A 24137-nucleotide genomic window follows, 5' to 3' on the forward strand; every position below is an offset into this window, starting at 1 on the left:
CATAACTGGGGGTGGTGTTGAAGATTGCCGTGATGGATTGCGCGGCATTCATGTTAACCACACATGTTGCTCCTGTGCCACAGCTCGTGGTATTCCAGCCACCAAAGACCGATCCAATGGCCGGTGCGGCGGTGAGTGTGACTTGCGTACCACTGAGGTATGACTCTGTGCAATCGTTACCACAGTTGATGCCATCAATCCAACATTTAATCGCAATGAATCGGGTGGTTATTGCGTTGCGCAATTGCCACCCAACTGACGCGGCTCAATCAATCACAAACGCTCTAATAATCCCGCAATCTGTTCAATTGCCGCAGTCACGGTGGCATTATCGGCCGTGACAGTGGTTAATACGTCTGCACCTATTTGACGCAAATGCGTTTGTTGCGCTGGTGATAAATCCGTATAAACAATACCGCGCTCGGCTTGTGCGGCGGCGAATGCTAAACCGACGCGCACTTGATTACCAAATCGCGCCATGTCAGTTGCTGCATTTGCATTCGCCCAGCCACCATCAATTAACGCAATGATCATTTGATCACGGGTGAAACGCCCGGCGTTTAATTCACCTAACCAATAGTTTTTGCCGGCGTTATCAGGAGCGCGATTAAAGATATTGTGATACAGCGCGTCAATTAAAGCGTCATGTCCTTGATCGGCGGGATAGAGTGCCTGCACACTCTCATTATCAAAAAACGCTTGCGCAACGGTGGTTGGTGTCCAAGTGCCACCGCTTAAATTATTCACCCAGTATTGCAATCCTTCATTGTCCGGCGCATAGCCGAGCGTGGCAATATAGATTTCAGTAATTCGCCATTCATTATTACGCACTGCAATGTTCATTGGTTGAACGTCGCGGACGAGGCGAACGTGGTAATTGCTGCTCCGACAGTAGTCGTTGGCGTTGCCATTGTAGAAAACCACGCACCACGCGAAGCCCGAGTAGTTGGCATCCGGAGACCCGGACCAAAACCACGAACTCGGTGTATTCGGAAAAGCACTACTATCAATTGCCGGCCAATCGGTGCTATAATCCACCAGTGCTTGCAATTCTTTTACGCTGGGCAGACGCCAATCATCATAACCACCCAGCCGTGAATTATTAGCGGCAGTCAACGCTTCACTCCATGTCATTTCGTCCGCATCACCGCTGCAATTCGTACCCGTTTGCCCTTCACTGCATTTAGCCCACATTAACTCCGTATTCACTTGCGTGACTGTGCCATCGTGATTGTCATTAAAAGTATCAAAGGTATCAAAGAACTGTCCGGCGCGGACGAGGCGAACGTGGTAACCGACGTCCCGATCGTTGTAGTTGGCGCCGCCATCGCTGAAATGCACGTACCACGCGTAGTACGAGCTGCCGGCATACGGAGACCCGGACCAAAACCACGAACTCGAATCAGGGAAATAGTTGGCATCAATTGCCGGATCATAGCTGTTATAATTAACAATACTGACCAGTTCTTTAACCGACGGCATCCGCCAATCATTAAAACCGCATAAACCCGTGTTATTAACCGTACTGACATAATTAGCGGTTTGATCAAATGTGTAAGTCCAATCACTTTGTCCCGCTTGCCACATTAAACCGGTGACATTATCGCGGACGCAGGTGTGATCGGTGGCGCTGGCCGGTAATTCATTACCATTCGCGTCTAATTTGGTGAAATCAAATCCCGCGTCACCACCACCGATTTTGACCAATGTACCGGCCGCGGCCGCGGCATCACGGCCGTATTCAGCATCTTGACCGGGGAAACCATCCACCGGACACGGCAGTCCATTCGAGTCTTCATCTGAGCAAGTGGTGATGCCCGTATCATTCAAGCCAAACGCCACGGCTGACGTCGGCAACGTGATGACGCTGATGAGCAGGGCGACGATGAACAGGACGGCGTGGGAATTGGTGCGCATCGGTGGACTCCGCGTGGTGATGGTCGGGGACGTTGGGGTGATTATAGCAAATGCAGACCTCACCCCACTAGGCATGACACCTCAATCCAACGTCGTGCCGAATAACGCCGCCACGCTCTCCGCATCAAAAATCTGCTCGGCCCACACCTCCAATTGCTCCGTATTCGCCTGTTCTAATCGCGTCATTGCCCAATTGGGCAAGTCACCAAAGCGGCGGCGGAGTTGCTTTGTGAGAATAGTGCGACTTTTTTCTATTCCTTCTTCCATTCCCTCTTTAAACACCTCTTGATAAAACCGCGTTTGTTTTAAATCAACATCCACTAACTCTAACATGATGCGAATCTCCTCTCTAGATAAATGCTTTAATTTATACACCAAGACAGTTTCAATCCAACTGGCTAAAACCTGTTTATTCGGCATTCCAGTCACCGGTGCCGTCGGTTCGGTTAATAACCGTTTGGCAAAATCCACCGCTTGATTCGGTGGCGTGAGCAATAAATTTAATAGCCGTAATCCCGGTGTTAAATCGGATTTAGCAACTTCTTCATCCAAATAAACCCGCTTCACCCACGGATGCGTTAATAACCACTGATACGCCGGTTTAGGGTCGCATTGCTGTGATCCATGCTCCGTTTTTCGGCTTAAAAACAACGTCACGGCGCGCCATTCGCGCAGGGTTGGATGACGATACAAATACAATAATAATTGCGCAAGCCACCGCGCATGAAAATCTGGATCGTATTGAAATTGCGTTTCAATAAAAACAATTGGTAAATCAGGCTGTTCTTCTGGTGGAATTAACACGCCATCAAGACGAAAGCTGGTTTGTTTAATTTCCGTCGCTTGCAATTGATAGCCAGGTAAGGTTGGATCAAGCCCGGCTAATTCCAATACCAAGCCTGGCCAATCTTGAAATAAGCGATAAAACAGGGTGTCAGTACGCAAAAAATTGTCACTCATATTGAAAGTGCGTTTAGTATTAACTATAGCACAACTGCTATTAAATAGGGTGCGATTAAATAGAAATGGTTAACGCAATAGACCGGCATGGCGCCGGTCTGTCGTGAAGTGTCATGAAACTGAATGAATAGTTAATCATGCAAAAAATAGGGAGCTGCTTTTTAATTAAAAACAACTCCCTAACATGATTATCAACCAACTAGACTGTTGCTAATCAATCATGCAGCGGCGCTAATAAATTAGGGATATTCGCAATCGCGGCATCGCGGGTCGTTTCATCCTGCGTGACATTCGCTAAAACATTACTGCCGGCGGCAATGAGATATTGCTGATTCATGGCATCTAATGCGCCATACACAATGCCGTGTTCATTCTGATAATCGGCAAATGCTAATGCGACTTCGGTGCGATATTTGAAGCGCAACATGTCCGATTGTGCATCGGCTGACGTATTGCCCCAACCGCCGTTAATGACGGTAATAATCATCGCATTGCGTGGCGTACCGCGTTCGCTTAATTCGGTTAACCAATAATTGCGGCCGTCCACATCAGCACCGCGGCCAAAGATGTTGCGGTAAATCTCATCAATGAACTCGCTATTGCTGAGGGTGGTGGGATATTTGGCTTGCACCAAGTCCACATTAAAGAACGCTTGGGCAACGGTATCAATTGTCCAGGGTTGACCATTGCTATCAAGTTGACCGGATTCGATGTTATTCACCCAATAATTCAAACCCTCCGCGTCCATTGCATAACCCATTGTCGCCATATACAATTCAGCCACTTTCCAGCGCGTGGTATTACTGCGATCAATTGCGCCAAATGACGCGATGATTGATGAACTATTTTCACCACTGGCAATTAACTCAGCAATGATGACAGTGCAAATCGGCGTGTCGCCCTGATCGGCGCAGACGCCGCCCCAGCCAGTGAATTGCGCATTCTCTTCTGCGGTGGCGGTGAAAATAACAACTTGATCGGCAGTGTAATTCGTCACGCAGGTGCCGGTTAATTCGGCATCATTATCAGCGCGATCGCAATCAATTCCACTTCCGCTCGGTTGACTGGTGATATTTCCAGCACCAACAATAATGGCTTGCAATTCATGTTGATTAACTGATGCCGCCTCTTCAAATACCGCAATGGCGGTTTGCGTTTGATTCAACGTGAATTGACATTCCGCCGTTGTTTGACCACCGCACGCGCCGCCGCGTTGCCATTCTTTGAATTGCCAACCCGTTTCAGGTTGCGCGGTTAATTTCATTTCAGTGCCGGCCGTAAAACCACCAAAACAGAGTGCCGTATCGCAATTAACGCCGCTCGGGTTGCTAATGACTTGCCCTTCGCCTAATACCGACACAATCAATTGTGTTAAGCTGGTTGGATAGCGGAAAGTGGCAGTGACGTTTTGCGCTTCATTCATCGTGACGGTGCAAGTTAATCCGTTTTCATTCGCGCATCCATCCCACCGACTGAATACAGCGCCGCCAGTTAATGGCATTGCTGTTAATACCACTTGTTCGCCGGCGTCGAATAGTTTTTCACATACGCTGCCGCAGGCGATGCCACTTGGATTGCTATTAACCGCACCGGGTCCATAGGCGTTGACAGTTAATGTTTGCTGCGTGTTGGTAGAAGAATTGAAATTAACCGAAACGTTGTGTGATTGATCCATGATTAAGCGGCAGTCGCCACCGGTACCGTTGCAATCTCCTTCCCAAATCCAGAATGCCATATCCGATTGGGCGGTTAGGGTGACTTCAGTTCCGGCATCGAAGGTTGCGTTACAGACTGTCACGGCGGCGCAGTAATGGCACATTAATGCAGGGCGGCACTCAATGCCCGCTGGATTACTCTCCAGTGTCCCAGTAGTACCACTAAAGACAACCGACACACTGTAGCGCTCATCGTCGCCAAAGCCCGCTGTGACGGACGCCAAAAGCGCAGGAATGCTGGCAATGGCGGCATCGCGGGTTGCTGTGTTATCGGTGACATTTGACAAGATCGTCTCGCCAGCATCAATTAAAAGCTGTTGATTTTGAGAATTCAATTGGCTATAGACGATGCCGTGATCGGCTTGATATTGCGCAAAAGCCGCGGCGACTGCAATACGATTGAGAAAACGTAGCATATCAGCAGCTACTTCAGGGGAGGAATTATAAAAACCGCCTGCAATCACGGTCACGACCAATTGTCCGCGTGTTATCTGATTGCCTTCAAGTGAGGTAAGCCAGTAATTCAAAGCATCTTGATCGGCATCCTGATCAAAGAGATTGCGATAGACAGTATTAATAAATTCTCCATTGGTTAGCGCATCGAGTGCAGTAGCAAACTCATCGGCAATTTCTGCTAGGGCTGTTTCTTCTGGCGTCCCCCAGGAGGGGTCATTCTCAAGATTCTCCGCCCAATGCTGCAAACTTTCATTATCTATTGCGGCATTTTTAATCGCTATGAACAATCCAGCGACTTGCCAAGTCGAGAGCTGATAATAATTCTGTACTGGATCATCATTCTGCAATGGATACAACAGCGCGGGAATGCTGGCAATAGCGGTATCGCGGGTTGCGGTGTTATTGGTGACATTTGACAAGATCATTTCCCCAGCATCAATTAAAAGCTGTTGATTTTGAGGATCCAGTTGGCTATAGACGATGTGGTGGTCGGCTTGATATTGCGCAAAAGCTAGGGCGACTGCAGTACGATTTTTAAAGCGTTCCATATCAGCAATTGCTTCAGGGGAAGTGTTAGCAAAACCGCCTGCAATGAGGGCCACGACCATTTGTCCGCGTGTTATCTGATTGCCTTCAAGTGAGGTAAGCCAGTAAGTCAAAGCGTCTTGATTGGCATCCTGATCGAAGAGATTGCGATAGACAGTATTAATAAATTCTCTATTGGTCAGCGCATCTTGCAGCACGAGTGCAGTAGCAAACTCATCGGCAATTTCTCCTAGGGCAGTACTTTCTTCTGGCGTCCCCCAGTAGGGGTTATTTTCAAGATTCCCCGTCCACTGCTGCAAACTTTCATTATCTATTGCGGCATTTTGAATAGCTACGGACAATTCAGCAACTCGCCAAATAGACGAGCCGAATTCAAATGTGGGGGTATTGGCAACTGTAGTCGCCGCCCCCGCGCCACTGGCAAATAAACCGAGCGTCACAATCAACAAAAGCGAAAAGAGCGGCTGCCGCGCCATTTGGCGAATGACGGGCAGTTGCAACCAAGCTGTCAGTTTCATTGGTAATTCCCCTGATAAAATTAAACAACACCCGTGTCGTTTATCTGAAACACCCACGCACAGCGGGATAAACAGTATAAAAAACACTGGGTAGAGTTTAGCTGGGAATTTGGAAAACTGCCAAATTTTTTATTGCCAAAAACGATTGACAAAATGCAATTGTTGAGTGATTTACAATGGAATTAAGCGGCGGGCGAACACTGTTAAAGTGATGACTGAAGTGCGGCGCGGGCGGGATTGGAAATATGCGCAAATGCTAATGCAGATGCGGTGCGAAGCAGGTCACAGTTCCGCCCGCCGCAGTAGCGGGTTGATGAATGGAGCCGAGCGGCGTTTTATTAACTCAATTCTCCACCGGAATTTGTTCAATACATAAGACAGTGACCGCGGCGCCTATTAACGCCACAGCATCGGGTTCAGTTCGCGCTGCTAATTGCTGCCACGCTGACTGCGCCCGTTTTTCCAATTCCTGTTCATTCGCCACTAATGGTAAAAACGTTGCTAATAACGGATGATCTGGTTGTTCCAATTGCGCCCGTTCTAACAACTCATCTAAATACACCGGCTATTAATAATAGCGGCCCCATTCCCAAATAATGCTGCCACGGTGACTACGGCTCATCACCGCTGCGTTCAATAAATAACACCAGACCGTGCACAGTGCAATTCGGGTGCAATTTGCGATACAACACCAATTCCAATACTAGGCGATCATACACATCGCCGGAATGTTGGGTTTGTATCTCTAAAATATACACCGGCCCGACGCCATTTTCTGGTTCAAACACACAATCGGCACGGCGTTCTAATTCTTTGAACGTAATTGAACGCCCGTGATAATTTCCGACCAGTTCTAATCGGCCGGTGAGAAATTGAAATGCGGCCGGACCAGAAGTCAATAACGTGTGTAAATGTTTATCGGTTTTCATTATTCCTCTATTCAGCATTGTCGCGTCAACATGCGTTACAGCGATCATTGTGATTGCAATTCACGTCTTTCTTGGTTTATTATTGAATTCGCTGGAGTGATCCAGCGTTGGGATTGGTCTCCCTGTACTGGCGGACATCGCCTTCATGTAGTTTTTTGATGTCCGCGATTGCTTCATTTATGGGTAATCCGTGCGCGGGCGCTTTCGAGCGCGCCTGCTCCAGTACCAGGTAGACCAACCCGCACGGTGCGCCCGCCTTCGATTGGTCTCGAAGGTTAGCGATTTTTTCCACTGTACTGGAGCATCTCATGTCCGATCTCCCTACCCAAGTTGCGCCCAGCAACCTCCCCCGCGTTACACATTACGGTACGATTCGCATCGGCGAACTCGCAATTGACTGCGTTGTTTTGGCAGACGAGACACGCGGTTATGTACAACGCCAACTGATGCAAGCCATTGGTTTTCGTAAGAAAAATCCGGGTACGCAGTTTGAGCGTTTTTTGGCTGAAAATGCGCCTAACGCTTTGAACTTGATAAAAAATTCTGGGTACGAGGTTGTCGTTATGCCGAGCGGTGGAAACGCTAAGTTTTTGCCCGCTGGAATCCTGACCGAAATCGTCACCGGCGTGATTGACGCGGCGCTCGATGGCACTTTGCACACGCAGCGCAAACACCTGATCGCGCCTTGCCGAATCATCAATCGTGCCCTCGCCAAAACTGGCGAAGTCGCGTTAATTGACGAAGCCACCGGCTATCAATACCAGCGTTCACCGACCGCATTGCAAGATCGGCTCAATAAAAAACAGACTGCCGAACGGCGCACACCGGAATGGAAACGCCTGCGTCATTTATCCGCCGCCAGCTATAAAGTCATGTCGGAAATGCTGAATGAAGTGCGTGCTGAAAGTGGCAAAAAAACTGGCGTTTATCATTATGCCAACGAGGCGCTGCTGGTGAATTGGGCATTGACTGGCTCGTATGAACCAATTGATCGTGAATTGTTACCGCTGCCCGAACTTGATTTATTGGCTAAAATTGAAATTCGCAATACAATTTTATTGGGCAAGGGTATTGAACGCGAATTTCGTAAAGAGATTTTAACGGCGTTGGTGGTGATGAATCGCGCCAAATTGCTCGTCCAGCAGGCATAAAAATTGGGCAGAACGTCCGCATTATTCAGCATCAAACACATCTGTGAATGCCGCTGCATCAATCGCACGTTCTGTCCAATGATCTAATTGTTCCGTTGTGGTAGTTTCAATTCGCAACACGAGTGTATCAGGCAGCGTACCAAAGCGCCGTTGTAATAGGCATAATCAGTTTTAGGATTGAGAAAATGCATCATTTGCTCTTTTTTTTATTGCATGATCAAGACAAAAAAACCGGCACAGGTGCCGGTCAATTATAATTTCATACCGTGATTGCGCATCGTCCATGATGCGCAATGGCGTTGTTAATTAATCAATCATGCAGCGGCGCTAATAAATTAGGGATATTCGCAATCGCCGCATCGCGGGTCGTTTCATCCTGCGTGACATTCGCTAAAACATTACTGCCGGCGGCAATGAGGTATTGCTGATTCATGGCATCTAATGCGCCATATACAATGCCGTGTTCACTTTGATAATCCGCAAAGGCTAATGCGACTTCGGTGCGATATTTGAAGCGCAACATATCCGATTGTGCATCGGCTGACGTATTGCCCCAACCGCCGTTAATGACGGTAATAATCATCGCATTGCGTGGCGTACCACGTTCGCTTAATTCGGTTAACCAATAATTGCGGCCGTCCACATCCGCCCCGCGGCCAAAGATGTTGCGGTAAATCTCATCAATGAACTCGCCATTGCTGAGGGTGGTGGGATATTTGGCTTGCACTAAATCCACATTAAAGAACGCTTGGGCAACGGTATCAATTGTCCAGGGTTGACCTTCACTATCCAATTGCCGCGATTCGATATTATTCACCCAATAATTCAAACCTTCCGCGTCCATTGCATAGCCCATTGTCGCCATATACAATTCAGCCACTTTCCAGCGCGTGGTATTACTGCGATCAATTGCGCCAAATGACGCGATGATTGATGAACTATTTTCACCACTGGCAATTAACTCAGCAATGATGACAGTGCAAATCGGCGTGTCGCCCTGATCGGCACAAACGCCGCCCCAACTGGTGAATTGCGCATTCTCTTCTGCGGTGGCAGTGAAAATAACAACTTGATCGGCGGTGTAGTTCGTCACGCAGGTGCCAGTTAATTCGGCATCGGCCGTTGCCCGTCCGCAATCAATTCCACTGCCACTCGGTTGACTGGTGATATTTCCAGCACCGACAATAATGGCTTGCAATTCATGTTGATTAACAGATGCCGCCTCTTCAAATACGGCAATCGCCGTTTGCGTTTGATTCAACGTGAATTGACATTCCGTCGTTGTTTGACCGCCGCACACGCCGCCGCGTTGCCATTCTTTGAATTGCCAACCCGTTTCAGGTTGCGCAGTTAATGTCATTTCAGTGCCGGCCGTAAAACCACCAAAACAGAGCGGCGTATCGCAATTAACGCCGCTCGGGTTGCTAATGACTTGCCCTTCGCCTAATACCGACACAATCAATTGTGTCATTGAGGTTGGATAGCGGAACGTGGCGGTGACATTTTGCGCTTCATTCATCGTGACGGTGCAAGTTAATCCGTTTTCATTCGGGCATCCATCCCACCGACTGAATACGGCGCCGCCAGTTAATGGCATCGCTGTTAATACCACTTGCGCACCACTATTAAATGTTTTGCTGCACACGCTGCCGCAGGCGATGCCACTTGGATTGCTATTAACTGCGCCGGGTCCATAAGCATTGACAGTTAAAGTTTGCTGTGAGCTATTGGATTGTAATTCAAAATTGGCGGTGACGGTTTTGGCCGCATTCATTGTGACCGTGCAGGTTGTTAATATGCCAGAGCAGGCGCCTGTCCAATTAACAAACCGCGAGTCGCTATTCGCAACGGCGGTGAGTGTGACTTGCGTACCACTGGTGTAATTCTCTGTGCAATCCGTACCACAGTTGATGCCGACGCTACTGCTAATGACGCTGCCATTGCCGTCTTTATTCACCGTTAATGTGTAGGTTTGCGCGGCAATTGGTTCAAAGGTCGCGGTGACGTTTTTAATTGCGTCCATTGGCACGACGCACATTGAGTTATTACCCGAGCAGTCGCCGCCCCAGCTCACAAACCGTGAATCGCTGCCAGCAACGGCGGTGAGTGTGACTTGCGTACCACTGGTGTAATTCTCTGTGCAATCCGTACCACAGTTGATGCCGACGCTACTGCTAATCACACTGCCATTGCCGGCTTTATTCACTGTCAATGTATAAGTTTGCGCGGCAATTGGTTCAAAGGTCGCGGTGACGTTTTTAATTGCGTCCATTGGCACGACGCACATTGAGTTATTACCCGAGCAGTCGCCGCCCCAGCTAATGAATTGATTAGCGCCAGTTGCTGCGGCAGTTAATATAACTTGCGTACCGCTATTATAAGTTTCATTACAATCGCCCGGGCAGTTAATTCCCGTGCCGCTCACGTTGCCCGTGCCAGCGACGGTGACGGAGAGGGCGTAGGTGGACGGGGCGGCGCTGAACTCGGCTGTCACGGCGCGTGCTTGATCCATGCTGACGGCGCAGGTGGGTTCGTTGCCAGTGCAAGCGCCCGTCCAGCCAATGAAGGTGGCGGTGCCGGTGGGCGTGGCGATTAAAATAACTTGTTGATTACTCAAGTAATCTTCGGCACAGTCGCCGCCGCAGGCGATGCCCGCTGGGTTGCTGGCGACGCTGCCGGCGCCGGTGACGGTGACGTTGAGTGACGAGGTGGTGGGCGCGGGGCTGCCGCCGCCTGTGCCTTCAACCGCGCCTATGTCCACCGCCGCGCCGACGATGCGTGGGAAGCCTTCGCCGCGTTGGTCGGTGAGTAAATCGGCTGGCACGAGCGTATTGCTGCCCGCATCTAATACGATGCTCCCGGCGATGGGTGCCATGGTGAGCGTGGGGCCGCCATTATCGGCTAATTCACCCAACACGCTGTCTATTTCACCTTCTAATAAAAGATCGCGGCTGCGCAAGGTGGCATTTTCTAATCCCGCTTCGCCATTGTGACCAATTAAATTGTAGCCACTTGATGCGAAAACTCCGCTGTTTGTTTGTATGGAAATCTCCGCACCAGTTGGCGCTTCATTTCCGCTAATAATCGAATTTCCAATTCGTAGCTCTCCTGAATAAACATAAACACCGCCACCTTTAGTCCCTGCTGTATTATTAACAATGGTGACGTTGTTTAAGGTGATCGTTTTTTGTGTAAATAAACCACCACCACGACAATTGTAATTGTCACCAGTAGCAACATTTCCAGAAATGGTGCTATTACTGATGGTGACATTTCCTGCTTGGCTGGTAATGTAAATTCCGCCGCCGTCACCGCCGTTGCCGCTGGTGTCAGCTAATGCTTCGTTATCAGCAACGGTGCTGTTGAGCAAAGTGAAGTTGCCAGCGCGGACGCAAATCCCGCCGCCGCCATAACAATGAATCGGGTGCCCCGTAATAACATTATTTTTAATCACGGTATTTTCAATATGCAGAGATGGCAGCGAGCTATTGTATGAAGATGAAATCACACCATGTGAATGATTTCCTTCAATCGTGCTGTCAAAAATTTTAGCAATTCCTGTGTTAAAAAAACCCGCAGCATCATCCCCGTTATCCGCTATACGACTACGATAAACAGTGAACTTCCCCGCATTGCTAATTCCCGTACCGCTATTTTCGATCACTTGACTGTCGTTCAGTGTCAATTCACCGGTAGACAGATTATAAATGGCGCTATAATTATCATTATTAGTACCGGTATTAGACGAAATGACGCAGTTATTCACCGTCAACTTGCCTTCATTTTTAATCGCGTTAGTTCCCAACGTGATTGTCAACCCAGACAGCGTCACGGTTTTACTGGCCGCAATGCTAAAAATGACGTTATTGTTGCCCTCGACAGAAAGCACCTCCGCACCCGGCCCGACGATATTCACATCACCGCTGATCGTCAGCGTACTGTTGTTATAAATCGAACCCGTGACACTAGCGGCGAATTCAATCGTATCTGCGCCGGTATTCGCGTTGGCGCTCTCAATCGCCTTGCGCAGCGAACCATCGCCCGTGTCGAGTAGATTAGTGACGGTGTAGGTCGCCGCCCCCGCGCCACTGGCAAAAAAACCGAGCGTCACAATCAACAAAAGCGAAAAGAGCGGCTGCCGCGCCATTTGGCGAATGACGGGCAGTTGCAACCAAGATGTCAGTTTCATTGGTAATTACCTTAATAAAATTAAACAACACCCGTGTCGTTTATCTGAAACACCCGCGCACGGCGGGATAAACAGTATAAAAAACACTGGATAGAGTTTAGCTGGGAATTTGGAAAACTGCCAAATTTTTTATTGCCAAAAACGATTGACAAAACGCAATTGTTGAGTGATTTACAATGGAATTAAGCGGCGGGCGAACACTGTTAAAGTGACGACTGAAGTGCGGCGCGGGCGGGATTGGAAATATGCGCAAATGCTAATGCAGATGCGGTGCGAAGCGGGTCACAGTTCCGCCCGCCGCAGTGGCGCGTTGATGACTGGAGTCGAGCGGCGTTTTATTAACTCAATTCCCCCGACCGAGCAGGGCTGTTAAGTTCTAATTAACCGCTAATCAAAAACGCCCTCATCGTCATTCCCGCGTCTGCGGAAATGACAATTGCTTTAACCAAAGAACTTAACAGCCCCAACCCGACCGAGTATTTGAATTGGTGCGGTAAGTACAGTTTATTCGCTGATTTGATAGCGCTGGGCGGCAGTTTCTGACAAGCCAACGCGGGATAATAAACGCGGTAACTCGTTTTTTTTATCACCGCTGCACAACAAACCAGCAATGCGCATAATCACCTGTTCGCGTCGCACTGTGCCGCTGGGTAATAGATACGCGGCACCAATACGATTGCGAATCGTGCCATGTAAATTCCATTGGGTTTTAATTTGATTGCCCAGGTGTGCCGCATTGCGTTGCAATAATTGATCACAGGCCACTTCATCCAACAAATGACCATGATCTAACCACGCTTGCATCAATTGCAATAGCGTCAATTCACCAACGCGATATAATTGACAGGTCGAGCGGGCCGCTTTGAGATCGAATTCCACATCTTGATTCATTTTAGTGACGATGTCGGTGAGACGCAGATGATCCTGTTCAAAATATGCTTGTTTTTGTTGTAACAGGTGATGTTTTAATACACTACCGGGAATTAATGATAATTCCAGTGCAATGTTAATAAAATCGTCCACGCCGACGTGTTGAAAAGCTTCAATGAAATCTTCAATCGGTTGCGTGTCCAGATGATAGGGCGGGCGATTGGCAAAACTTAATAGGCGCAGCATGAGCGCCGGACTATGCTGACTGCGGCGTAATAACTGTGTTTTGCTGTCGGTATCTAAGGTGCGGATTTGCTCAATTGCTTTAATTAAGTCCGATGCAATGGGTAAACCGAGCGTTGCCTGGGCAATGCTGTAAGCAATGAAGCTGTTAAATGTGTGACAATTGGAAACGGGCGATAATTCGGCATGCGTCGTCGGCAGCAATGCAGACAGGCGCGCTATTGTTTCTTGTAATAGAAAAGGTTTGGCAATGAAGGCGTCAACATGATGGGCGGCGGCAATCATCACCGAGTCGCGGTCAAGGTGTTTGGAAAGCATGACGCATGGCACATCGCCGCCGGTGCGTTTAATGATTTTTAAGACTTCTAATCCAGATAAACGCGGCAGTTCCCAATCCAAAATAACCAGATGCGCCCCGGCGTTGTGCCATTGATCTAATCCCGAGCGCCCATCGGTGGTGGTTATCACCAGTGCATTGGGCCATAAATAACTGACCAGGCGCGTGAGTAATGCACTCATTGTCAGGTTGTCGTGAATAATTAAAATACGCATAATAAGTGTGTTACCTAAAAACAGTCGGTTTTAATTTTACCTTACCATGCCAGTGTTCGCATTCAGATAACACGCGCTTTATGTGGTGATAACGTCGCCATCGGGTGCCGCGCCAGCGAGTTGGTGTGTTGAACAGGCGCCAGATGGCGGCGCGTTGGTGTAACCTAGCCGCTCATTTACCCCCGCGCTGGCGGGCGGTGTCATTAAACCGTATTCAATCGCACCGATGATGACTATTCCCGATTTCACCACCACTGAATTGTGGTTGGTGCGCACCACCCTCAAAGAGCGCTACGGCTACCCGCTGGAAATTGAACCCGCCGACGCGGATATCCGCATCAATCCCGCTGATCGTGAATTGACCGCCTGCCCGGTGTTATTCTGGCAGAGCGATGACGACTGTCATTTTGTGATCTTTAAAATTGGTGACGGGCGCTACCGTTGCCAGTTTTATTATCAACCGTACAAACAATTCGGCACCGGTCGTGAGGACTACGATGATCTGGCCGAGTGCGTGGTCGCGTTGTTACAAGCGCAAGCCGATTACGCTGCCGAATTACGCGGTGATTTGCCCACGCCGCGCCGGCGCTGATCTGATCCCTGATTCCCTTTTCCTATCAACTCCAACCTAACGAGGACTTGCATGACTGCAAATAATGCGTTTTATGCCCAATCCGGTGGCGTCACCGCCGTCATTAACGCTTCTGCCTGCGGCGTGATCGAAACGGCGCGCCAGCACCGCGATCAAATTGCCAACGTGTATGCCGGCCGCAACGGCATCATCGGCGCGCTGACCGAAGATTTGATTGACACCAGCCAAGAATCCGCCGCCGACATCGCCGCGCTGCGTTACACCCCGTCCGGCGGCTTCGGCTCGTGCCGTTACAAACTCAAGAGTTTGGAAGCCAATAAACGCGAGTACGAGCGCCTGATCGAAGTGTTCAAAGCGCACGACATCCGCTACTTTTTTTACAACGGCGGCGGTGATTCGGCCGATACCTGCTACAAAGTCTCGCAGTTATCCGAAACGCTCGGCTATCCCGTGCAAGCAATTCACGTTCCCAAAACGGTGGACAACGACCTGCCGATCACCGACAACTGCCCCGGCTTCGGTTCCGTTGCCAAGTACATCGCCACCTCCGCGCTGGAAGCGTCGTTCGACGTGCGCTCGATGTCGAAAACTTCGACCAAAATTTTCGTGTTGGAAGTGATGGGACGCCACGCCGGCTGGATTGCGGCGGCGGGCGGGTTGATTGAAGACCACAACATCCCAGTGCTGGTGCTGTTCCCCGAGATCGAGTTCAATCCCGAGCAATTCATCGCCGCCGTCAAGGCGAAGGTCGCGCAACACGATTTTTGCACCATCATCGTTTCGGAAGGGGCGCACTATCCCGACGGGCGGTTTTTAGCCGAGCAAGGCACGCGGGATGCCTTTGGTCATGCGCAACTGGGCGGCGCGGCGCCGGTGGTGGCCAACATGATTAAAGAGGCGCTGGGGTACAAATTCCACTGGGCGGTGGCGGATTATTTGCAACGCGCAGCGCGGCATTTGGCGTCAAAAACTGATGTGGATCAGGCGTATGCGATGGGGCAGGCGGCGGTGAACTTGGCACTGGCCGGTCACAACGCGGTGATGCCGACCGTCAAGCGCCTGAGTGATTCACCGTACCAGTGGGAAGTCGGCGAAGCGCCGTTGTCAGCGGTGGCGAATGTGGAAAAATTCATGCCGCGTGAGTTCATCACACCCGACGGCTTTGGCATCACGCCAATCTGCAAAACGTATCTGCTGCCGCTGATTCAGGGCGAAGATTACCCGCCGTTCGCCAATGGCTTGCCGCGTTACGTCACGCTGAAAAATGCGCCGGTGGCAAAGAAATTAGGCGAATTTGCGCTGTAAGCGGCGTAAAGTACGCAACCGTTGCGCAGCACCATCCAATCGGGTGGTGACACAACGGACACGTCAGCGCGGGCGACTGCGCTGGCGGATATTTTCAACTTAACCATTAAATTAACTCACTTGAAGGAGTGATTCTGTATGACTTTGGGAACGATATTTGCCATCGTGTGCGCTCTGGCCGCACTCGGTTACGGCATCTGGTCAGTGCAGTGGATTCTCAAATTATCCGCCGGCACCGAACGGATGCAGGAAATCGCCGCCGCCGTGCAAGAAGGCGCGCAGGCGTATTTGAACCGCCAATACATGACCATTGGTTTAGTCGGCGCCGTCCTCGCCGTCGTGCTGTGGCTGGCGCTGGGCTGGCACACGTCCGTTGGCTTCATCATCGGTGCTATTCTTTCAGGTGCGACCGGTTATATCGGCATGAACATCTCCGTCCGTGCCAATGTCCGCACCGCTGAAGCCGCCAAATCGGGTTTGGACGCGGCGTTGCAAGTCGCATTTCGCGGCGGTGCCATCACCGGTTTATTAGTCGTCGGTTTGGGTTTATTAGGTGTCGCGGGTTATTACGGCTTTTTAACCGCCAGTGGCGTTGAACAAAGCGACGCATTACACGCATTAGTCGGCTTGGGCTTTGGTGGTTCATTGATTTCTATTTTCGCCCGGTTAGGCGGCGGCATTTTCACCAAAGGCGCGGACGTCGGTGCGGATTTGGTCGGCAAAGTTGAAGCCGGTATTCCCGAAGATGATCCACGCAATCCAGCGGTCATTGCCGATAACGTTGGCGATAACGTCGGCGATTGCGCGGGCATGGCGGCGGATTTATTTGAAACCTACGCCGTGACCGTCGTCGCCACCATGTTATTAGGCTGGTTATTATTAGAAACCACCAATGCCGTCGTCTTCCCATTAGTCTTGGGCGGCGTGTCAATTATTGGTTCAGTGGTCGGCACCTTCTTTGTTAAAGCTGAAGAAGGCGATAAAAAGATTATGACCGCCTTGTATAAAGGTTTAATCGTCGCTGGTGGTATTGCCGCCGTGGCCTTTTTACCGCTGACCTTTATGATGGATCCCGCCGGCAGCGTGGGCGCTAATTTCAATTTGTATTTAGCGGCATTAGTGGGTTTAGGCTTGACCGCGTTAATGGTCATCATTACCGAGTATTACACCGCCACTGAATACGCGCCGGTGCGGCATATTGCGCAAGCCTCCACCACCGGTCATGCCACCAACATCATTGCTGGCTTGGGCATTTCAATGAAATCCACCGCCGCGCCGGTATTAGCCGTTTGTGCTGCAATTCTGATTTCTTATTGGTTAGGCGGGTTATACGGCATTGCCATTGCCGCCACGTCCATGTTATCCATGACGGGTATTATTGTCGCATTAGACGCTTATGGCCCAATTACCGACAATGCCGGCGGTATTGCCGAAATGGCCAATATGGATGAAAAAGTGCGCGCTATTACCGATCCATTAGACGCAGTTGGTAATACCACTAAAGCCGTGACCAAAGGTTACGCTATTGGTTCAGCGGGATTAGCGGCATTGGTGTTATTTGCCGATTACACCCACGCGCTGGGCGATCAAGCGGTCAACTTTAGCCTTGATAATCACATGGTCATCATTGGGTTATTCATTGGTGGCATGGTGCCGTATCTATTCGGTGCAATGGCGATGGAAGCAGTCGGCCGTGCGGCAGCGGGCATTGTGAATGAAGTGCGGCGGCAATTCCGCGAAATGCCGGGCATTATGAAAGGTGAACAAAAGCCCGATTATTCCAGAGCGGTGGACATGCTGACTAAAGATGCCATTAAAGAGATGATTATCCCGTCATTATTGCCGGTATTGGTGCCGGTGGTGGTCGGTTTAGTGCTGGGTAAAGAGGCACTCGGCGGGTTGTTAATTGGCACGATTGTGACGGGTTTATTTGTCGCTATTTCCATGACCACCGGCGGCGGTGCATGGGATAATGCCAAGAAGTATATTGAAGATGGTAATTACGGCGGCAAGGGTTCGGATGCCCATAAAGCTGCGGTGACGGGTGATACCGTTGGCGATCCGTATAAAGACACGGCAGGCCCAGCAGTGAATCCGTTAATTAAGATCATCAACATTGTCGCGTTGTTGATTGTGCCAATTCTGTAGGCTTTATTGTTGGGAGAAAATCCCCCTGCCCCCCTTTTATAAAGTTTTTTGCTCCTTTTATAAAGGGGGGTTCAAATAAAATCTCTTATTAAAGAGGGGTTTTTTACCCCCTTTGCAAAAGGGGGTCGCTCGCGCCAGCGAGCGGGGGGATTTAATCAACTTAAACCGCTTTCGGGAAACTAGAAGCGGTTTTTTGTTGTATGATTGATTATGAGACAAAAGCACCAACGCGCATTAGAATTGATCTTTGCTCGACCCATATCGGCAAATATCCGTTGGAGTAACACCATGAATACTTTAATAATTAACGGTTATCGTGCCGTCATCACGTTTGATCCTGAACTTAACATGTTTCGCGGTGAGTTTATTGGTCTCAATGGCGGCGCTGATTTTTATGCCACCGATGTTACCGGCTTAAAACGAGAAGGCGAAATCTCTTTACGAGTATTCCAAGAAGCCTGTGAACACTATCATCTTGAACCCAATAAAACAGCCGCGTAGATCAGGGTGTGCCGCTTGTGCTTAATCCGAAAATGCCGCCTGTGACAACGGCTAAGTGTATACAATGCTAATTTGTCGGTTAATTAGCATTTAACAGCCCTGTAGCCACCGAGCGGGCGAGTTTAATCCCAGTTTTCATTCGTGAGCAAACCACTATGCAAATCATCTTAAATGGTCAAATTATCGAAGTGCCGCAACCCTGCAACTTGGCCGACTTATTAGCGCAGCAGCAATTGACTGGACGGCGGTTGGCGATTGAAGTTAACCAAGAATTAGTGCCGCGCAGTCAATTCGCTGATTATCAACTCGCCGCCAATGATCGCGTTGAGATCATTCAGGCCGTCGGCGGTGGTTAATTGCCAGTCATTAAACGCACAATCAATTAACTCGCCCCGCCGGGGCCGCGTTGTTTTTCCAGCCGCGTTAATAACTCGCCAATGATATTGCGATACAACGCCTCGCCTAACACCAAATCTTCAATTCCGGCATCAATGTTGGGATTATCATTCACTTCAATCACCACCGCGCCCTGCGTCGTCATTTTCACATCCACGCCATACAGCCCGTCACCAATTAAATTTGCCGCCTTTAATGCCACGCGCACCACCTCCGGTGGCGCCGCTTCAATTGGCACCGTTTCAAAACTGCCCTCTTCTCTTTTACCATCTTCACGATGCCGCACCACCTGCCAATGCGCTTTACTCATAAAGTATTTACTGGCAAATAATGGCCGCCGCCCTAAAATTCCAATGCGCCAATCGAATTCAGTGTATAGATATTCCTGCGCGAGAATTAAATCTGATTCGCGCAATAACCGCCGCGCAATGCGAGTTAATGCCGGGCGATTTTCGGCTTTGAAAACGCCGCGTGAGAATGAACCTTCGGGGATTTTTAAGACCACCGGGTAGCCAATTTCACTCTCAGCATCAAACAGCGTTTCTTTGCGCAGAATTAACGTACGCGGGCGCGGGACGCGATTGGCTTCTAATAATTCCGCTAAAAAGACTTTATTGGTGCAGCGCAAAATTGAATCGGGATCATCAATAACCACCATGCCTTCACTATCGGCTTTTTTCGCAAACCGAAACGTATGATGACCCAAGCGCGTGGTTTCCCGAATTAACAACGCATCATATTCAGCTAAACGCCCGTAATCTTTGCGTTGAATTAACTCGACATTCACATCTAAATCTTTACCAGCGCGAATGAATTGCCGCAAAGCGCGTGGATTAGACGGCGGCAAATCTTCCACCGGATCATGCAATACAGCTAAATCATAACGATAACGCAAGCGGGCGCGGGGTTGCCGCCAGCGTTGTGATAAATACCATTCTAATGCAGTGAAAAAATCGGCTTCTTGTTCCGAAGATAATGCACTTAATGGCAGCGCTTTAATATCAGCAATCCGCCAACTGCCCTGCAACCGTAATTCAACGCGCAGAATAGGACAGCGAAAGGTTTCAAATATCTGCCGCGCTAATGGTTGCAATTCCCGACTGGCACAATGACCAAACATGAGGGTTAATTCATAAGCCGTCGGCGTGGGGCCACCTTTACGCGCCCCTAATAATCGCTGGACGCGCTGATTTAATTCATCCGTCACTAAGCCATAAATCTCACGACTGGATAATTCTTGAATGGTGCGCACGCTCGGCACAACCTTATGATCTCGCGCTTCGGCTAATAATGAACAATAATAACCAATGCTTAAATAACGATAGCTGCGGCAGAGGTTAATCACGCGCAAATCCCGCCGTGACGAGCAATCAATGCGTTTATTACCATCCAATTTGGCATCATCGGTGCGACCTAAATAATCACGCGCTGTCACCACCGGCAAGCGTGGAAAGCCTGATTTCCAATCGCTTTCTTGTTCAACTAATAATAAATGTTCAGCCATCGTAATGATGATCCATAGGAGGTAATGAAATTAACACGACGGCTTGTAATCCAGCGCGTCCATAGCGTGCCATGCGTCGAAATTCCGCTTGTTGAATAGGCATATTAATAGAATCGAGCGTGGTTTCGCCACTTTTATAATCCACATACGGATCATGCACATACACAAAACGCTCATCCCAACCCGTCACCACCACCCAATGCGGAAACTTTTCCGCATAAATCCGATATGAACTAATTAACACGAGCGGAATAGCACCGCGTGTAAAGCGTTCTTCTAATTCTTCTAATCCCAGCGGGCGATAAGTAATAGGAATACCCACGCGACTACTTTCTGCTAACATATCTTCATGCACTAAACGCATCACTTCTTTCTTTTCAGGACTGCGCACTGAATCAATTAACGGGACACCGCGATCATTAACAAAAATCTCCGCATGAAACCCGCGATGATGCGCAGCTAATGCTAATCCAAAAGGGCCGCACCCGCCATGTCCAGATGTCATAAATACCGTTGTCGCTTCACGCCAAATGCGCAATTCTAAAGTACGATCTAATACTAATTGCGGCATTAACGCTTGCATTGCCATCATTAACGCTGATGCACCGCAAGTGAAATCGAGCGTTTGTTCATAAAAGGGCACGCGCCCAAGATTGGGTTCTAATTCAGGTACTAATGTCTTTTCATAACGCAGCGCTTCCATCTGATCTTCATAATAGCCCGGCACACTCCCAAACCGACGATAACCCAAGCCTTCAAATAAACGTTGTGACGCTAAATTGTCGCGGCGAATTTCTAAACGCAAATAAGCCCGCTCGCGTTCCCAGGTGGCATGTTCCGCCATTAAAACTAATGCGCGGGCAATACCTTGATGGCGCGCTTCTGGTACAACAGCAATGGAATATAAGCGCGCCACTGAGGTGGCTTGATTAAATAGCACCAAGACATACCCTAATAATTGCTGATTGTGATTAGCAACTGCGACTTGAATGACTGCCTGCGCCCGAACGAGCATATAGCGCAATTGACGGCGCGTGAGACGGTCTGTATTAAAGCAGTGGATTTCAAGTTTGACTAACGCATCAAGATCACTTAACGCTGCGATGCGAATATGATAAGACGCCATTATGATCTGCCCTTTACAATCGGTTGGCATTTCGTGAGAGTGCAAGATATTAGCAAAACGATCAAGCTGTTGTGTAGTATTTTAACGAATTGACTCCAACTGAATATGCTAATTTTTTGTTGCATGATTGTATGAATACACCTTTATTTTGCTCAGTTTTAAGTCATTATTTGCACACCCATTTGACGCGCTGGTTATTAGTTATATTAACTGGCACGACTGTTTTTTTATTCGGTTGTCAGGGTGAATCAGTGAATCCAATGCCGGCTAATTCACCACGACAGGCAATGACGCATCCGGTGCTGATTCAAGTGGCAGAAATAACGCCCGCGACGGTGCAATATCAACGCCCTGGTTATTTGCAATTCAAACGACAGGCGCGGTTGTTTAGTCAAGAAGAAGGGATTATTGAAAATATCGCTGGATTTGCGGGTGATGCAGTAGCAAGCGGTCAATTATTGGTGCAATTAAATGATGCGCAATTGCGGGCAGAATACGACCGCGCCGGTGCGATTCATCAACAAAAAATACAGGATCGTGATCGTTTAATACGATTAGCACACCGTGGCGCCACGACTGATGACAGTTTAGCGCAAGCAGAAACGGCGGTGGCAATTGCATTGGCAGAAAAAAATTTATTAAATCTTCGATTAAATACCATGCAAATTATGGCGCCCTTTGCTGGCATGATAACCGAACGCTTAATTGAACCGCATGATTTTGTGGATAAAAATACCCATTTAATTACCATTGTAGAGACAACGTCTTTAATTGCTGAAGTCTATGTGTCAGAATTGATGTTACCACAATTGCGCACTGGTGATCGTGTGCAAATGTGTATTGATGCACTGAATGATCGTGTTGTTAACGGACGTATTCAACGCATTCATCCAACCCTAATCATGCCGCACCATCATGCACTGGTGGAGATTGCATTTGATGAATTACCGCCGGCGGCGCGGGCGGGACAATTAGCGCGAGTGACTTTCACATCGCCATCACAGCCGCGTTTATTAATCGCCTTAAGTGCGTTGCATTATCAACAAATGGGGGCATTTGTGTGGGTAATGACGAATGAAAAAACAGCGGCGCGGCGCCCGGTAACGCTTGGGTTACGCATTGATGAGAGAATTGAAATCACGACGGGGTTGGCAGTCGGTGAACAGGTAATTACTCGCGGGAGTGTTGGATTAAATGAGGGAGCAAAAGTTGAATTATCACCGTTGTCATTTTCGGAATAAAAAAGCTATTATTTAGTGTGAGACTAGACATGGTATAAACGGTTTTTTGGTTTCTGTAAAACGACTATGTTAATTACAAATTTACAGGAGTTACGCAATTGTATTCCTGAGTGTTCCCTCCCCCAGCGGAGAGGACTAGGGAGGGGGAGAAATGTCAAATGTTACGCACAACTACAGCCCAACTGTGTAATTCCTAATTCAGTGCTGGCAGCCGTTGTTCATACCAGCCACGAGTGCGATTCACAATACGCACCACTAATAACATCATCGGCACTTCAATTAACACTCCCACGACTGTCGCTAATGCTGCGCCAGACGCAAAACCGAATAAAGAAATAGCCGCTGCAACTGCTAATTCAAAAAAATTAGAAGCGCCAATTAGTGCTGATGGCGCGGCAATAGCGTGTTGTTCGCCAACTACACGATTGAGCCAATATGCAAGGCTGGCGTTTAGCAATACCTGAATAAAAATTGGCACTGCTAATAAAAAGATCACGCGGGGTTGTTCTAAAATTGCCTGCCCTTGAAAGGCAAATAACAATACCAGCGTTGCTAATAATGCCAACATTGATGCACGGACTAATTTATTCAATGTGGTATTAAACTGTGCCTCGCCCTTTGCCAATAACCAATGGCGCCACCATTGTGCTAATAGCACTGGAATCACAATATACAACACAACTGATAGAATGAGCGTTGCCCAGGGAACAATAATGGATGACAACCCCAATAATAAACCAACAATGGGGGCGAACGCGAAAATCATAATGATGTCATTTAATGCCACCTGTGATAGCGTAAAATACGGATCACCGTTAGTTAAACGACTCCAAACAAACACCATTGCCGTACAGGGTGCCGCTGCTAATAAAATTAAACCAGCGACATAACTATCTAATTGCGCGGCAGGCAACCACTCTGCAAACAGTACACGAATAAATAACCAAGCCAACAACGCCATAGAAAATGGTTTAACAGCCCAATTGATAAAGACTGTGACACCAATCCCTTTCCAATGGGATTTAACCTGATGTAATGCGCCAAAGTCTATTTTAATGAGCATAGGGATAATCATTACCCAAATTAAAACGCCAACCGGTAAATTGACGTGGGCAATCTCTAATTGACCTAACCACTGGAATGGCGCGGGTAGCCATTGCCCTAATCCAATACCAATTAGAATACACAGCAGCACCCAGACGCTTAACCAACGTTCAAATACATTCATCGCTTCACCCGCTTCATGTTTAGCGCTAACTTCACAGTGCACTGACATGC

Annotated in this window: 18 protein-coding genes and 2 pseudogenes; 8 read left to right on the forward strand and 12 right to left on the reverse strand. The window is 48.8% G+C overall.

Features of this window, described 5'->3' with window-relative positions:
- Positions 1-25 precede the first annotated feature (25 nt).
- From HUK38_RS15565 to HUK38_RS00600, 6 genes and pseudogenes are all read right to left on the reverse strand, one after another.
- Positions 26-244 (reverse strand): annotated as a pseudogene (locus HUK38_RS15565) (InlB B-repeat-containing protein); the annotation flags it as partial.
- A gap of 29 nt (positions 245-273) precedes the next feature.
- Entirely contained in the window at positions 274-1917 is a 1644-nt protein-coding gene (locus tag HUK38_RS00580) for an Lcl domain-containing protein (RefSeq protein WP_182581823.1), read from the reverse strand.
- 81 nt (positions 1918-1998) lie between these two features.
- On the reverse strand, positions 1999-2877 hold the full coding sequence (locus HUK38_RS00585; protein ID WP_182581824.1) for a DUF2887 domain-containing protein: 879 nt from the start codon (positions 2875-2877) through the stop codon (positions 1999-2001).
- Positions 2878-3091: 214 nt separating this feature from the next.
- On the reverse strand, positions 3092-6112 hold the full coding sequence (locus HUK38_RS00590) for a DUF4214 domain-containing protein (protein WP_182581825.1): 3021 nt from the start codon (positions 6110-6112) through the stop codon (positions 3092-3094).
- 343 nt (positions 6113-6455) lie between these two features.
- Complete coding sequence (locus tag HUK38_RS00595) at positions 6456-6674, reverse strand: hypothetical protein (RefSeq protein WP_182581826.1); 219 nt, start codon at positions 6672-6674, stop codon at positions 6456-6458.
- Between the two features lie 49 nt (positions 6675-6723).
- Positions 6724-7041: a DUF2887 domain-containing protein gene (locus tag HUK38_RS00600; RefSeq protein ID WP_182581827.1), complete on the reverse strand. Its 318-nt coding sequence runs from the start codon at positions 7039-7041 to the stop codon at positions 6724-6726.
- Positions 7042-7349: 308 nt separating this feature from the next.
- On the opposite strand from HUK38_RS00600, the gene HUK38_RS00605 reads away from it, so the two are divergent.
- Positions 7350-8192, forward strand: coding sequence for a hypothetical protein (locus tag HUK38_RS00605; protein WP_182581828.1), 843 nt, complete (start codon positions 7350-7352; stop codon positions 8190-8192).
- A 21-nt stretch (positions 8193-8213) separates the two neighbouring features.
- On the opposite strand, the pseudogene HUK38_RS00610 reads toward HUK38_RS00605, so the two are convergent.
- Positions 8214-8345 (reverse strand): annotated as a pseudogene (locus tag HUK38_RS00610) (DUF4351 domain-containing protein); the annotation flags it as partial.
- 157 nt (positions 8346-8502) lie between these two features.
- Positions 8503-12381, reverse strand: a complete 3879-nt coding sequence (locus HUK38_RS00615; RefSeq protein ID WP_182581830.1) for an InlB B-repeat-containing protein — start codon at positions 12379-12381, stop codon at positions 8503-8505.
- A 166-nt stretch (positions 12382-12547) separates the two neighbouring features.
- Between HUK38_RS00615 and HUK38_RS00620 the strand changes: the two genes are divergently transcribed.
- Positions 12548-12754: a hypothetical protein gene (locus HUK38_RS00620; RefSeq protein ID WP_182581831.1), complete on the forward strand. Its 207-nt coding sequence runs from the start codon at positions 12548-12550 to the stop codon at positions 12752-12754.
- A gap of 131 nt (positions 12755-12885) precedes the next feature.
- Here the strand turns inward: HUK38_RS00620 and HUK38_RS00625 are convergent, their stop codons facing one another.
- Positions 12886-14046 carry a response regulator gene (locus HUK38_RS00625; protein ID WP_182581832.1) on the reverse strand — a complete coding sequence of 387 codons (1161 nt, stop codon included), beginning with the start codon at positions 14044-14046 and terminating at the stop codon, positions 12886-12888.
- A 226-nt stretch (positions 14047-14272) separates the two neighbouring features.
- On the opposite strand from HUK38_RS00625, the gene HUK38_RS00630 reads away from it, so the two are divergent.
- From HUK38_RS00630 to thiS, 5 genes are all read left to right on the forward strand, one after another.
- Positions 14273-14638, forward strand: coding sequence for a hypothetical protein (locus tag HUK38_RS00630; RefSeq protein ID WP_182581833.1), 366 nt, complete (start codon positions 14273-14275; stop codon positions 14636-14638).
- Between the two features lie 51 nt (positions 14639-14689).
- Positions 14690-15943, forward strand: a complete 1254-nt coding sequence (locus HUK38_RS00635) for a 6-phosphofructokinase (RefSeq protein WP_182581834.1) — start codon at positions 14690-14692, stop codon at positions 15941-15943.
- Between the two features lie 138 nt (positions 15944-16081).
- Positions 16082-18091, forward strand: coding sequence for a sodium-translocating pyrophosphatase (locus HUK38_RS00640; protein WP_182581835.1), 2010 nt, complete (start codon positions 16082-16084; stop codon positions 18089-18091).
- A 288-nt stretch (positions 18092-18379) separates the two neighbouring features.
- Positions 18380-18592, forward strand: coding sequence for a type II toxin-antitoxin system HicB family antitoxin (locus HUK38_RS14995; protein WP_238787333.1), 213 nt, complete (start codon positions 18380-18382; stop codon positions 18590-18592).
- Positions 18593-18747: 155 nt separating this feature from the next.
- On the forward strand, positions 18748-18948 hold the full coding sequence (gene thiS / locus HUK38_RS00650; protein ID WP_182581836.1) for a sulfur carrier protein ThiS: 201 nt from the start codon (positions 18748-18750) through the stop codon (positions 18946-18948).
- 26 nt (positions 18949-18974) lie between these two features.
- On the opposite strand, the gene HUK38_RS00655 is transcribed toward thiS, so the two are convergent.
- Both HUK38_RS00655 and HUK38_RS00660 read right to left on the reverse strand, forming a co-directional pair.
- Entirely contained in the window at positions 18975-20492 is a 1518-nt protein-coding gene (locus HUK38_RS00655; protein ID WP_182581837.1) for a RimK family protein, read from the reverse strand.
- Positions 20485-21648, reverse strand: a complete 1164-nt coding sequence (locus tag HUK38_RS00660; protein ID WP_238787334.1) for a GNAT family N-acetyltransferase/peptidase C39 family protein — start codon at positions 21646-21648, stop codon at positions 20485-20487. Before HUK38_RS00660 ends, HUK38_RS00655 begins: the two co-directional genes overlap by 8 nt.
- Before the next feature lie 101 nt (positions 21649-21749).
- Between HUK38_RS00660 and HUK38_RS00665 the strand changes: the two genes are divergently transcribed.
- A complete protein-coding gene (locus HUK38_RS00665) occupies positions 21750-22859 on the forward strand; it encodes an efflux RND transporter periplasmic adaptor subunit (protein ID WP_182581838.1) in 1110 nt (369 codons plus the stop codon).
- A 193-nt stretch (positions 22860-23052) separates the two neighbouring features.
- Here the strand turns inward: HUK38_RS00665 and arsB are convergent, their stop codons facing one another.
- Entirely contained in the window at positions 23053-24135 is a 1083-nt protein-coding gene (arsB, locus tag HUK38_RS00670) for an ACR3 family arsenite efflux transporter (RefSeq protein WP_182581839.1), read from the reverse strand.
- Between the last annotated feature and the right edge of the window lie 2 nt (positions 24136-24137).

It is taken from the genome of Thiospirillum jenense (genome assembly GCF_014145225.1).
GTDB lineage: Bacteria > Pseudomonadota > Gammaproteobacteria > Chromatiales > Chromatiaceae > Thiospirillum > Thiospirillum jenense.